Annotated in this window: 13 protein-coding genes; 5 read left to right on the forward strand and 8 right to left on the reverse strand. The window is 69.6% G+C overall.

What is annotated here, in order from left to right; genetic code table 11:
- Window positions 1-39 precede the first annotated feature (39 nt).
- The gene (locus tag AB0M73_RS16250) at window positions 40-402 is read left to right on the forward strand and encodes a hypothetical protein (protein WP_043725075.1); all 363 of its coding nucleotides are present in this window, start codon (window positions 40-42) and stop codon (window positions 400-402) included.
- Window positions 403-448: 46 nt separating this feature from the next.
- A complete protein-coding gene (locus AB0M73_RS16255) occupies window positions 449-4057 on the forward strand; it encodes an AAA domain-containing protein (RefSeq protein ID WP_363891404.1) in 3609 nt (1202 codons plus the stop codon).
- Window positions 4058-4061: 4 nt separating this feature from the next.
- On the opposite strand, the gene AB0M73_RS16260 is transcribed toward AB0M73_RS16255, so the two are convergent.
- The 6 genes from AB0M73_RS16260 to AB0M73_RS16285 all read right to left on the reverse strand — a co-directional run bounded on the left by AB0M73_RS16260 (window position 4062) and on the right by AB0M73_RS16285 (window position 6866).
- Window positions 4062-4364 carry an STAS domain-containing protein gene (locus AB0M73_RS16260; RefSeq protein ID WP_052396046.1) on the reverse strand — a complete coding sequence of 101 codons (303 nt, stop codon included), beginning with the start codon at window positions 4362-4364 and terminating at the stop codon, window positions 4062-4064.
- Window positions 4365-4373: 9 nt separating this feature from the next.
- Window positions 4374-4523, reverse strand: a complete 150-nt coding sequence (locus AB0M73_RS16265; protein ID WP_363891405.1) for a hypothetical protein — start codon at window positions 4521-4523, stop codon at window positions 4374-4376.
- A 77-nt stretch (window positions 4524-4600) separates the two neighbouring features.
- A complete protein-coding gene (locus AB0M73_RS16270) occupies window positions 4601-4774 on the reverse strand; it encodes a hypothetical protein (protein WP_363891406.1) in 174 nt (57 codons plus the stop codon).
- A gap of 81 nt (window positions 4775-4855) precedes the next feature.
- Window positions 4856-5860 carry an S-adenosylmethionine:tRNA ribosyltransferase-isomerase gene (locus tag AB0M73_RS16275; protein WP_363891407.1) on the reverse strand — a complete coding sequence of 335 codons (1005 nt, stop codon included), beginning with the start codon at window positions 5858-5860 and terminating at the stop codon, window positions 4856-4858.
- A complete protein-coding gene (locus AB0M73_RS16280) occupies window positions 5857-6204 on the reverse strand; it encodes a VOC family protein (RefSeq protein WP_363891408.1) in 348 nt (115 codons plus the stop codon). Before AB0M73_RS16280 ends, AB0M73_RS16275 begins: the two co-directional genes overlap by 4 nt.
- Window positions 6201-6866 (reverse strand): SDR family oxidoreductase, encoded by a 666-nt coding sequence (locus AB0M73_RS16285; protein WP_363891409.1) that lies wholly within the window; start codon window positions 6864-6866, stop codon window positions 6201-6203. Before AB0M73_RS16285 ends, AB0M73_RS16280 begins: the two co-directional genes overlap by 4 nt.
- A 155-nt stretch (window positions 6867-7021) precedes the next feature.
- Here AB0M73_RS16285 and AB0M73_RS16290 point away from each other — a divergent pair, with 155 nt between their 5' ends.
- Both AB0M73_RS16290 and AB0M73_RS16295 read left to right on the forward strand, forming a co-directional pair.
- Window positions 7022-8155: a GAF domain-containing sensor histidine kinase gene (locus tag AB0M73_RS16290; RefSeq protein WP_363891410.1), complete on the forward strand. Its 1134-nt coding sequence runs from the start codon at window positions 7022-7024 to the stop codon at window positions 8153-8155.
- Entirely contained in the window at window positions 8148-8807 is a 660-nt protein-coding gene (locus tag AB0M73_RS16295) for a response regulator transcription factor (protein ID WP_363891411.1), read from the forward strand. The genes AB0M73_RS16290 and AB0M73_RS16295 overlap by 8 nt, the downstream gene beginning before the upstream one ends.
- A gap of 245 nt (window positions 8808-9052) precedes the next feature.
- Here AB0M73_RS16295 and AB0M73_RS16300 read toward each other — a convergent pair whose 3' ends face one another.
- Both AB0M73_RS16300 and AB0M73_RS16305 read right to left on the reverse strand, forming a co-directional pair.
- Entirely contained in the window at window positions 9053-10198 is a 1146-nt protein-coding gene (locus tag AB0M73_RS16300; protein ID WP_363891412.1) for a DUF222 domain-containing protein, read from the reverse strand.
- A gap of 616 nt (window positions 10199-10814) precedes the next feature.
- Window positions 10815-11879, reverse strand: coding sequence for a class I SAM-dependent methyltransferase (locus tag AB0M73_RS16305; protein ID WP_363891413.1), 1065 nt, complete (start codon window positions 11877-11879; stop codon window positions 10815-10817).
- 145 nt (window positions 11880-12024) lie between these two features.
- Here AB0M73_RS16305 and AB0M73_RS16310 point away from each other — a divergent pair, with 145 nt between their 5' ends.
- Window positions 12025-12450 carry an SsgA family sporulation/cell division regulator gene (locus AB0M73_RS16310; protein WP_363891437.1) on the forward strand — a complete coding sequence of 142 codons (426 nt, stop codon included), beginning with the start codon at window positions 12025-12027 and terminating at the stop codon, window positions 12448-12450.
- Window positions 12451-12500: the final 50 nt, after the last annotated feature.

Below are 12500 nucleotides of genomic sequence, written 5' to 3' on the forward strand. Positions count from 1 at the left end.
TCCTCCACACCGAACTGACGGACAGGGACGCATACCCCGATGACGGATCACCCGCAAGAGCGAGCAGAATGGGCCCGCCTGTGTGACGACGCCCGGCGGACGACCGTCGCGGCCGAGGCCCTGGGATTCGGTTCCCAACTGCGTGACCTGCGTGCGCAACTGCTGCGCGGCAACGGATCGCTGACCGAGTGGGACCGGTTGCTCGACGACATCGCCGCCGCGGCGAGACGGGTGGACGGACACATCACGAAGGGGGACGGGGTGCGCCGGCGCCGGCTGCTCGCCGCCGACCAGGGCGGCTACGTGTGCCCGGCCGGTCGCTGCGACCGGCACGAGCCGTGGACGGCGGTCGCCGGCACGCCGCAGTGCGGCCTGCTGTCGCGGCCGATGACCGAAATCTGAGCCCGTCCGTCAGAACGACGTACGCGCACACCTGGGGGCTGACACCATGAAGGGGCCGGAACGACGACGGGCGCTGCTCATCGGCACCGCCAACTACCTGTGCGACAGCTACGACACGCTGACCTGCGCGCAGGCGGACGTCAAGCAGCTGCTGCGCGTTCTCAGGGACTCGCGGATCGGCGCCTTCGACGCGGTCGAGTGCGTGCTCGACCCGAGCGCGGACCGGATGCGCCAGGCGATCGCCGAGTTCCTGGAGGACCTGGAGCCGGCCGAGCTGGGGCTGCTCTACATCAGCGGCCACGGCACGCGACTCGCCGGCACCACCGGCGAGTTCCACTTCGTGGCCGCCGACACCGACGACGACATCCAGCGCACCGGCGTCGACGCCGGATACGTCAACCAGCAGCTGGAACAGTGTCGGGCCGCGCAGAAGGTGGCCATCCTGGACTGCTGCCACAGCGGCGGATTCGCCCGGGGACTGAGCACCAAAGGGGGCAAGCGGGCCCGGCAGGAGCCGATGCTCGCACCCAGGGACGTGTTCATCATGTCGTCCTGCCTCGACGACCAGGTCTCCTACGCCGGAGTCGAGACGGAGGACGGCCCGCAGCCCTCCAGGTTCACCGGGGAACTGGTGAAGGCGCTGCACAGCGGCTACGCCGACACCGGCAGCGACGGCATGGTGTCCGCGGGCGAGCTGTTCGAGCACGTCAGCAAGCAGCTGCGCAGGACGTTCTCGCTGCCGCAGATGCCGGTCTACTCCGCGCTCAACATCCACGAGCCCATCTACGTCGCGCGCAGTTACCTGGGGCCGCTGCCGCGCACGTCGGAGATCAAGCTGCCGCCGCCGAAGGCGCCGACGTCGGATGCGGACCGGCAGGGCAACTGGCCGCGGCTGCTTGAGTACTACCGGAAGTGCCTGGCCGCGGAGACGTCGTCCATGCAACTGATGGGCGTAGAGGAGATCGGCGAGAGCTACGTCTGCTGGGAGGGGGAGGAACGGCTGCTGTCCGGCGACGTTGAGGCGGACGGCTCGGTGCCGGCGCCCCCGGAGGCCGTCGAACTGGTCGAGCGCGCGATCGAGGAAGAAGCCCAGCTGTGGTGCGGTTATCCGACCGTGGTGGTGGTGAAGTCCGATGACGGCAAGCGCTTCCCCACTCATCGATTCGCGCCGCTGTTCATCCGGCGGGTGGAGATCCGGATCGACGGTGACGAGCTGCGGCTGTGTGCTGTCGGCGAGCCGGAACTGCATCCGCAGCTCCGCGGCGCCGCCCCGGACGACTTCCGGCCGATGTGGCGCGGCGGCGCGCACCACGAGATGGTCCGTGAGGTCCGCAGCGCCCTGGAGAAGTACGCCGAGCTGCCGGTGATGGGCCTGCTCGATCCGAGCTCGCTCGAACCCGTGATCGACGTCCGCACGCCCAACTCCGGCTCCCGGAACTCCGCGGTGCTGTTCATGGTCAGCACCATTCGCGACCAGTCGAGCTCCCAGGTCGCGACCGAGCTCGACGAGATCGGCCGGCGGGCCGCGGCCATCGGTAACACCGCGCTCGGCGCCCTGCTGGGGCCGGCCGCCCAGCCGGTCGAGCCGAAGTGGGAACCGGTCACGCCGATGCGGCTCAACGAGGGCCAGCAGGCCGTCATCGAGTCGGCCATGGCCAACCGGCTGACCGTCGCGACCGGGCCGCCGGGCACCGGCAAGAGCCAGCTGGTGGCCAACCTCGTCGCGACGGCCGTCGCCAACGGCCAGAAGGTGCTGGTCGCCTCGACCAACAACAAGGCGGTCAACGTCGTGTCGGACCGGTGTCAGGAGCTCGTGCCCGGGTCCGTCGTCCGTACGGGCAGCAGCCGTCCGGTCAACTACCGGGAGCGGGAACGGGATTCGCTCCAGCTGCTGGCCACGATCACCCCACCGCCGGTGAACAGCAGCACCGCTCTGGCCCGGCTCGCGATGGCACGGCGCGACCTGGACGTCGTCACGAAGACGATGGCCGACAAGGCGGAGGCGGAGCGAAAGCTGCTCGCCACGGGCCAGAGCCGCGACCGTGCGGCGGCGGATCTTGGGCGGTCTACCGCCGAACTGCGGGCCGCCTTCGTCACGGTCGTCAATCCGGACGCCCATGCTGCGAAGGCATCCCGGCTGGCGCACGCTCGCCTGCTGGCCACATGGCGTCGGCGGCGCTATCTGAAGTCACTTGCCTGGCACCAGGAACCGACGGCGGAGACGTGCCATGCGCTGGCGGCCTGGTTCCAGGTCGATGCGGAGTGGACTCGTGGCCGGGCTGTGGTCGCGCAACTTCCGCCGGACGATGTGGAGACGCAGGCGCTGGCGCGGTGCCAGCAGGCCGTGCAGGACGCGTCCGAGCAGGTGCTGGACAGCGTGGTGCGGGAACGAGCCATCGGCGGCAAGGCCAAGATCCTCCGGCTGATGAATGCCTCCGCGTCGAGGTCCCCGGACTGGCCGGACGTGCCGCCGGTGTTGAGCGCGGTCGGCGGCTGGGCGGTCACCACCCGCAGCATCCGGCGCTTTCCCACGCAGCCCGGCCTGTTCGACCTGGTGATCATCGACGAGGCGAGCCAGTGCACCGTCGCCGACGTGATTCCCACGCTGTTCCGGGCCACACGGGCGCTGATCATCGGCGACGCGATGCAGCTGTCCCCGGTCGTGACGCTGAAACCCGCGCTGGAGGCCCAGGCGCGGGCCGAGGCCGGCATCGCGGCGGACTGGCTGGAGAAGCACCGGCTGTCCTATCACCGGCACTCGTCGTTCCACGCCTTCGAGACCGCGCGGGGCGGCAGCATGCTGCTCGACGAGCACTTCCGCTGCCATCCGGACATCGCGGAGATCGCCAACCAGCACTTCTACGGCGGTCAGCTGACCGTGCTCACCGACGTCCGGAACCTGCGTCGGCTGCCGGAACGGGACGAGGGTGTGATCTGGTCGCAGTGGGCCGGCCGGGCCGCCCGCAGCTCCGGCGGCTCCTGGGTGAACAAGGACGAGGTCGAGCGCGTGTTGCAGGCCGTGACCAAGCTGCGGGCGGAGCTGCCGTCGGGCGCTCAGATCGGCGTGGTGACGCCCTACACCGCGCAGGCCACGGCGCTCAAGCGCCGGCTGAGGGACCAGCCCGAGGTGTTGGTGGGCACGGTGCACGAGTTCCAGGGCGGCGAGCGTGACGTGATGGTGTTCTCCCTGGTGGCCAGCAAGGACATGCCGGCCGGCAGCCGGTCGTGGCTCAACCGCCAGCTGAACCTGTGGAACGTCGGCATCACCCGGGCGAAGTCGCACCTGATCGTGGTGGGCGATCAGGACCTGTGGGAACGGGAGGGCGGCCTGGGCGCGGTGCTCGCGGACGCCGCCGAACGGGCCAAGACCCGGGTGGCGGCCGGTCGGGACGACGAGCTGTCGCGCCTGCTGTTCGCCCGTCTGGACGGCCCGTCGGTCAGCGTCGAGCTGAACAAGACGGTCCATGGGCATCGCGCGGACGCCGTCGTCGAGAGCGGCGCTCGGACCCGGGCGGTGTTGCTCGACCGGGGATATGAGGATGGGTCGGCTTCGTGGCATCTGCGCCGCCAGCACGCGCGCGCCGGGCTGCTCGACGGCGAGCGGCTGCCCGCGTGGCGCCTGTTCGCCGAGGACATCGACACCTTGCCGAACTGACCGGTCAGGAAAGACCCAGCAGGCCGTCGATGCCGGTGACCCGCATCACCTTGAGCAGGTGCGGCTGGGGGTTGGCCACGGTGAAGGCGATGCCGCGCTGCTCGGCCGCCTGGCGGCCGGTCAGGAGGACCCGCAGGCCGGTGGAGTCCATGAAGGAGACCTCGGTGAGGTCGATTCTCACGGCGTGGGCGCCGGCGGTCGAGACAGCCGTGGTCACGGCCTCCTCGAGGCTCGGCGCGGTACCCAGGTCCACCTCGCCGGCCACGGCGAGGACCACGGTCTCCGTCCCTTCGCTGCTGATTCGCACCGGGCAACCCTACTTGCGTCCGAGCATGTGGTGCACCGCCGCATCCGGATCGGTGTGCCGGAACACGGGGCCGACCGACGGCCTGGCCATCCGGTCCGGCCCGCCGACGGCCAGCAGTCGATCGGTGAAGCCCTTGCGGGGCAACCGATTGACTGCCACGGCGTCGACCCCACCCGTGCACCTCGGTGAGCCTGCGGATCCGGAAAACACCGACCAGATCATCGGTGAGATCCAGTTCACCAGCCGGCCGACATCGGCACCTGCCGCCGCACGAACCCGCCACCTGGGTAGCTGACCCAAACCACCCGGTCACCAACAGTCACGCTTCCGTCCCCGCGATCCACGCCGCCGTCGCCGTGAGTGACGAGCCCATGCCCGTCGGTGGTGGGCAGCGCCTCGAACGCCGCCACCACCTGCTCACTGCCCGTGACCGACCGTCGCCTCCCGGCCAGCAGCTGCTACCGCTGCGCCCCCACTCCTCCAGCACCAATTCAGAACAACAGGTTCACATCTCCGAACTCGTGCCACAGGTAGCCGGCTTGGACCGCCTCGGCGTAGCAGGCCATCAGCAGCCGTTCGTCGGCGATCGCGGCCAGCATGTCCAGGTGCGAGGCCATCGGCTCGTGAAAGCCGGTGAGCAGGCCGTCCACCACCCGCACGCCCCGCTCGGGTGTGATCACCAGGTCGGTCCATCCCCGTGCCGGCGCCACACGTCCGTCCTCGACGGCGCTTTCCAGTGCCCGCACAGCGGTGGTGCCGATGCCGATGATCCGGTTGCCGGCCTCGCGGGCCTGGTTGACCAGGCGCGCGGTGGTGGCCGACACCGAAAACCGCTCCGGGTAGGGACGTTCGTGCGCCTCGGGCGAGGCGACGCCGGTGTGCAGGAGGATCGGCGCGAACTGGATGCCGGCCGACACCAGCCGTGTGACGATCCGGTCGGTGAACGGCCGGGCGGCGCTGGGCATCTCGGCGCTGCCCGGGTGCTCGGCGAAAACCGTCTGGTAGAACGGCAACGGCCACTGCTGCGGGACGTAGCTGTAGCGGATCGGCACGCCGTGATCCAGCAGATACCTTGGCACGGAAGGAACATCGAACGTGGCCGTCCACAAGCGACCCTGCGAGTACGCCTCCAGCAGCGTCACCGTGACGTCGCCGGGCAGTGTGTAGCGTTCCCCGGCCGTAGCCTCCCGGAACGGACCGTCGGCCGTGCGCAGCTCGATGAGCCAGCTGCCGTCCGCCTGCTTGGTCGACACGTGCAGCCGCAGGTCCGCGTTCAGCACCGGCACTGCCGCCGGCAGCGTCGCCGAGGTGTTGACGACCAGCACATCGCCCGGTGTCAACAGGTTCGGCAGCTCGTTGAACCGATGGTGGCTGACCTCGCCTGTGCCGCGTCGGCCGACCAGCAGCCGAACGTCGTCGCGGGACAGTCCTCGGGCCTCCGGCGGCTCGTGCGCCTCCAGCTCCGCCGGCAGCGTGAACTCCACGGTTGCGGTCATCGTTCGCTCCAGATCATCACGGTCGCCCCCGCCGGGCCGCGCACCTCGAAGCCGTAGTGGCCTCGGGGATAGCGGCCCGGCCCGCGAACCAGCTCGTCGGACCGTGGACGCAGCGCGGTGTACGCCGCCTCCACCTCGCCGTCGGTGGCCAGCTCGAACGCCAGCGGCGCCGGCCGTGGCGAGCCGGGCGTCGCCAGCTCCACGTACGCGCCGTCGGCGGCCCGCAGCACGACCCCGCCGTCGAATCGATCCACTTCGGACAGTCCAAGTCGGACTGTGTAGAACTCCGTCGCCGCGGCGAGGTCGTCGACCTCGTACGGCAACCACAGGGCGACCGGTCTCACAGGCGCACCCGGCCGGACTCCGGGCGTTCGGTCACCAGCTTCACGTAGGCCGGCACCACCGCCTCCGGCAGCTGCCGGTCGCTGATGTCCTCGCCCGGGAACGCGTCCTGGTGCATCCGCGTGCGCAGGTCGCCCGGGTCGACGATCCACACCCGTAGCTCGGGCGCCTCCACCGCCAGCACGCGGCCGATCTGCTCCAGCGCCGCCTTGGCCGAGCCGTATCCACCCCACCCGGGATACGGTTCGACGGCGGCGTCGGACGTGACGTACACGACCGCGCCTTCTCGTGCCCGCAGCGTCGGCAGCGCCTGTTGGGTCAGTGCCAGCTGGGCCAGCACGTTCACTTCGAACACCTCGCGCAGCCGGTCCAGCGGGAAGTCCGCCAGGGTCGGCAGCGGGCTCGGGCCCAGCACGCCCGCGTTGTTGACCAGCAGGTCGAGGCCGCCCAGCTCGTTCGCGGCCTCGACCAGCGCCGCCTGGTGCGCCGGGTCGGCGATGTCGCCCGGGATCGCCCGGACCGGCCCGTTCAGCTGGTCGGCGGCGGTGCGCAGGTCCTCGGCCCCCCTGGCGTCGAGGACCAGGCTCCAGCCGGCGTCGGACAGGCCGTTGGCCAGCGCGAGGCCCAGGCCGCGGGACGCGCCGGTGATGATCGCGACGGGCATCCCCCGTCACCTCCTCGGTGTCGTTCTGCTCGTCACCGACGCTATTGAGCGGAGGCCGCGCTGCCATCGGGCTCGGGGTCCGCCCGGTCTACGACCTTGGACCTAGGTCCGCCGCCCGATTCGCCGGCGGGCCGGGAGTGGGTACGGTGGCCGTCATGGGCACCTGCGACCGGGAAGAGCTGCGCGAGCTGAGCGCCGCCGTGCTCGCCGTGACCGCGCGGCGCTCGGTGCGCGAGGTGCTGCAGACCATCTTGACCTCCGCGCGCCGGCTGCTCGACGCCCGTTACGCCGCTCTGGGCGTGCCCGACGAGAACGGCTCGTTCGCCGAGTTCCTGGCCGACGGCCTCACCGACGAGCAGTGGAAGGCCATCGGCCCCGTGCCGCGCCAGCACGGCCTGTTGGGTCTCATGCTGCGCGACCCGAATCCCGTGCGGTTGAGCGATATCCGTGAGCATCCTCAGTTCGACTGGTGGCCGGCCGCCCATCCCGTGCTCACCGACTTCGTGGGCATGCCGATCACCGACGGCGACGAGATCCTCGGCGAATTGTTCTTGGCCAACAAGAACACGCCCGGCGGCTTCAGCGCCGAGGACGAGGAGCTGCTTCGGTTGTTGGCCGGTCATGCCGCCATCGCCATCGTCAACGCCCGTTTGTACGAGCGCAGCCGTGAACTGTCCATTGTGGCCGAGCGCAACCGGATCGCCCGTGAGCTGCACGATGCCGTGACGCAGAAGCTGTTCTCTCTGCGCCTCACCGCCGACGCCGCCGCTGCCCTGGTCGACCGTGATCCGGCGCGGGCCGTCGTCGAGATCAACAATGTCCGCCGCTTGGCCGCCGACGTCAGCGATGAGCTCCGCGCCGTTGTCGTCGGTCTGCTCCCCGTCGATCTGTCCGGCGACGGCCTCGATGCCGCTTTGCGTAAGCAGGCCGAGTTGCTCAACCGTGTGCACGAGGCCGAGGTGGCCTTCGTCGGTTGTCCCGTGCCGAAGCTGACCTCCGCCCGCCGCGAGGCCTTGTACCGCATCGCCCAGGAGGCTCTGCACAACGCCCTTCGGCACGCCCAGCCGGCTCATGTGGAGATCGACCTGTCCGCCGGCGACGGCTTGGTCGTCTTGCTGGTGCGGGACGATGGTGTCGGCTTCGACGCCGCCCGTTCCGAGCAGGCCGCCCGGAAGCTGGGTCTTTCGTCCATGCGTGAACGCGCTCGCTCCGTCGGCGGCCGTCTCACGGTGACGTCCACTCCCGGCGTCGGGACCGTCGTCCGGGTGGAGGTGGCGACCGGTGGCTGATCCGATCAGGGTGCTCGTCGTTGACGACCATCCCGTTGTGCGCCAGGGCTTGCGCACTTTCCTGGATCTTCAGGACGACATCACCGTGGTCGGCGAGGCCGCCGACGGTCAGTCCTGTGTGGATGCCGTTCTGGAGCTCCATCCCGACGTCGTCCTGCTCGATCTCAAGATGCCCGGCTCCGGCGGTGTCGAGGCCCTGCATGGCCTTCGCTCCTCCGGCAGCCCCGCCCGGGTCTTGGTCATCACCAGCTTCACCGATCCTGTCGCCGTGCTTCCCGCCGTCCGCGCCGGCGCCGCCGGTTACGTCTTCAAGGACGTCGACCCTCCCGCCCTCGCCGCCGCCATCCGCGCCGTCCACGCCGGCCATGTCCTGCTCCACCCCGACGTCGCCCGCCTCCTCGCCGCCGGCGATTCCCAGCCCCAGGGCATCCACCTCACCGCCCGCGAGCGCGAGGTCCTCTCCGAGCTCGCCCGTGGCCGCTCCAACCGCGAGATCGCCCGTTCCCTCGTCCTGTCCGAGAAGACCGTCAAGACCCACGTCAGCGCCATCCTCTCCAAGCTCGGCGTCCAGGACCGCACTCAGGCCGCCCTCCACGCCGTCCGCACCGGCCTCCTCGACCAGCCCCCCGCGCCCCGCCTCAGCCAGCCGTAAGGGGCCACGCGGCCGGCTGTTGCTCTCTGGCGTCGCTTCGGCGGCTGTGGCCGCGCGATGGCTCTCTTGCCGCTCACCGGGTAGCACCTGCCACGGACGTGGTCACCGCCGGGCCGTGTCGGGGATGCCAGGCCGTGCGGGTACGGGCCGTGCGGGCGCGGGGCTCAGATCCAGGCCGTGCGGGTGCGGGACTCGGAGCCGGCATTGCGGTGGGACCAAGGGGGAGGTCGGCGAAGGCACAGATCTCAGCCTGCGTCCTCTAGCCCGTCGGAGAACACCGGCCGCTGGTCCACCATCGTCACCGTCCACCGGCTGTGGTGGATGAGCCTGTGGTGGGCTCCGCAGAGGAGGACCATGTTGTCCAGGCTGGTGGGTCCTCCGTTCGCCCACTCGACCACATGATGGGCGTGACACCGCGCCGGCTCCGCCTGACATCCCGGGAACGCACACGTGCCATCCCGCTCGATCAGCGCCTTGCGGATCCCCTTCGGAGCCGTCCGCTGCTGCCGCCCCACATCCAGGATCTCCTTACCGGCCCCCAGCACCAGGCGCATCACCGTGCTGTCACAGGCGATCCGGCGGGCCTCCGCCGCGCTCACCACGCCGCCGCCTTCGACCTTCGCGACGCCCGTGTTGTCCATGAAATCCTGGAACGACATCGACAACGTCAGATGCGGTCGCTCGCCGCCCTGCTCGGGCAGGCCTTCGCTGCGGGAGGCGAGTTCGATGATTTCCGCGAACGCGTCGCCTTGTCGTTCGGCGGTGGTGCGGGGGTCTGTGCCGGAGGTGGGCTTGGCCAGCGCACTGAGCATCGCCGCGATCTTCGCCCCGTACTCCTGGTCAAGCATTCCCCAGAACACCATGCTGCCGTCCAGCTTGCGTTCGAAACGGAACTCCCGCTTCGGCGCCCGCAGCTCCCGATCGTCCGGGGCTTTGCCGTCCTGGTTGAGATGGAACAGGATCCGCTGCGCGATGTTCTTGAACTCGCCCTCGTCGAACTGGACGTTCTCCAACAACGACGCCTCAACCCGCTCCCGCTCGACCGCCGGCGCTATCCGCAACGTCTCGTGGATGACCTTCAGATGCTCCCGGTCCAACACCCCAGCGCGACCCGCCTCACGGATCGCTTGGCTGTGGAACAACTCCGCGTACCGAAGCCGCTCACGGGCTTCCCTGACCGTGAGCCGCCAGCGGATCACCATTGTCGACACGATCGAGGTCCGGTCCTCCTTCGACCGGCACGACCGGTCCCACACCTCCCACACCCGCTCCAGCTGCCGGATATAGAGCGCCCGATACAGGGTTTCGGCTTCTTCGCCGGCTTGCCACAGCTCCAGCTCGCCGTGCTGCCACCCTTCGGTGTCGGCAGGGAACTCAGGATTCGCTGACATACCCCCATTCTACTCCCCTTATGTGATCGATTTCCGTTACGCACCAACCTATACACGATCGTGGCGGCCTTCAATCCCTTCGCGGGAAAACGCTTTCCAGCCTCCCTTGCAACGCTTCCCTCACCATGATCGAGCCCCCACCTTCCGACCCGTCCCAAGCCATCAGTAAACGCGCGCACCCACCCACCCGATGCCGCGCAATGCAACTCGCCCCTCCACCCACCTCGCGCCCCTGCCACTCCAGCACCGCATGCCGAAGAGAGAGTGGGCGGAGACGGCAACTGCGCGGTGCGGACGCCCGACGCACCACCGCGACTCAGAAGTCGGCGCCGGATAGGGCCTACAGACCGAGGCCGTGTATCGCGGCGCGGACGTCCATCACGCCGACCAGGCTCAGCCGCTGACAACCTGCGGGCAGTCAGCAGCTCCGACAGTCCGGCCAGGCCGCCGATCACGAGGCAACGCCGGCCGTCTCCCTGTCATACCTGGCAACCAGCCGACCGGCAACCGCGCGGTGCGGACACCCGACGCACCACCACGGCCGCCAACCAACTAACCAACTCAACTAACCAACTCAACTAACCAACTACCAACCAACCAACCAACCAACCAACCCCTACGACCGCACCAACAGCACCCGGTACGCATTCGACCACCCGTGCTTACGCCCCCATGGCGCAAAGACCTTGTCGCCCACCAATGCCAGCACCATCAGCGGCACCGACACGATCATGCTGGCCTTGCGGGCCAGGCGATGGAGTCGGCTGGGTGGCTTGGGCTGCCAGGGCACGTTGTTGCCGCCGACGACCCAGTTGGCCCACAGCATGACGGCGGCGATCATGTCCATGGATCCGTGCGGCTCGGCCCGCTGCTCCTCCACGACCGTGAAGCCGACTTCTTCGGCCGCCGCACACAAATTCTGAATGGGCATGAGGTTGAGGTGCTGGGGCTGCAACCAGGGCATCCAGTAGCGGCCGAGCAGGCGGCCCCAACGGCTCTCGGGGTCGGGGAGTTCGATCACGAGGTGGCCGCCGGGCGGCAGGACGGCGGCTGCGGCGGACAGCTCAGCGCGGGGGTCGAGGGTGTGCTCCAGATAGTGGAACATGCTGAGCGCGTCGTAGTTGCCGGCGAGCTCGGCGGTCATCTCGGGGAAGTTGCCGCGGTAGGCGCGGGTGATCCAGCCCTTCTCCTGTGCGAGCTCGACGCCGGCGCTCATGTCGAGGCCGTGGAACTCGGTGTCGGGCAACACTTCCGAGGCGGCCTTGCAGAAGTGGCCGTGGCCGGTGCCGACGTCGAGCCAACGCTTGGGGGCGTGGTGTTTGGTGAGCAGCGCGGCGCGGTCCTGGAGGCCGGTGGTGTTGCCTTCGAACATGGCGGCCATCTGCTGTTCGCCGAGACCGTCGTAGCAGTCACGGTAGTAGAACTCGAGGCCGGCGAGGCTGAGCCGGGGGTTCTGGAAGATGTGGTGGCAGTCGGCGCATTGGGACAGTTCGAACCGGCCGGGCTTGTGCTGCAACAGGTCCACGGTGCGTAGCCGCGTGGTGAGGCGGGCCGACGAGCACCAGGGGCAGTCGCTGCGGCGGGGCTCGAAGAAGCGGTCGAGCCCGGCGGCGATGTCGGCGAGGTACTGGGGGCGTCGCGCGGCGACAGGATCCGTCTCCGGCAGGGAGGAAGCGGTCATGCGCCGCAGCGTAGCGGCGATCAAGGGCCGCTGTCTGCGCGCCGAGAGTCGGAAATGTTCCGCACCTCGGAACAGCGGCTGCGCGGCTGGGCCGGGTGGGGGCATAGTCCTACGGTTGCCACGGCAGTCCGAGGAGTGGAAGACCTTGCACAACGACCATGCGACGCTCCGCGCGACGGTGATGCTGGCGCTGCTCGTGCCACGAGGGTGGCCGGTCCGGGTCGAGGTCGAGCTCAGCTACGACACCCGCGACCCGTATGCGGTGACGGCGGCGTTCCGCTGCGGCCCGTCGGGCACGGTGGAGTGGTGCTTCTCCCGGGACCTGCTGGCCGACGGCCTGCTCACCGAGGTGGGCGAGGGCGATGTCCGGGTGGGCCCGGCCGACGATCACATCGAGTTGGTGTCGCTGGTCGTGAGCTCGCCGGCCGGCATGGCCATGTTCGAGGCCTACGCGGAGGACCTGGCCGAGTTCCTGGACCACACCTACGACCTGGTGCCGCCGGGCGTGGAAGAGCTGTGGGTCAGCGTCGACGACGCCCTCACCACCCTGATGTCCCGCGACCGGCGCTGAGTGCGGGCCTTTTGCTTGACCGCCCGTTTGTCGAAACCCTAGCGTGATCT

Origin of the sequence: Kutzneria sp. NPDC051319, from assembly GCF_040682195.1 — a bacterium.
GTDB lineage: Bacteria > Actinomycetota > Actinomycetes > Mycobacteriales > Pseudonocardiaceae > Kutzneria.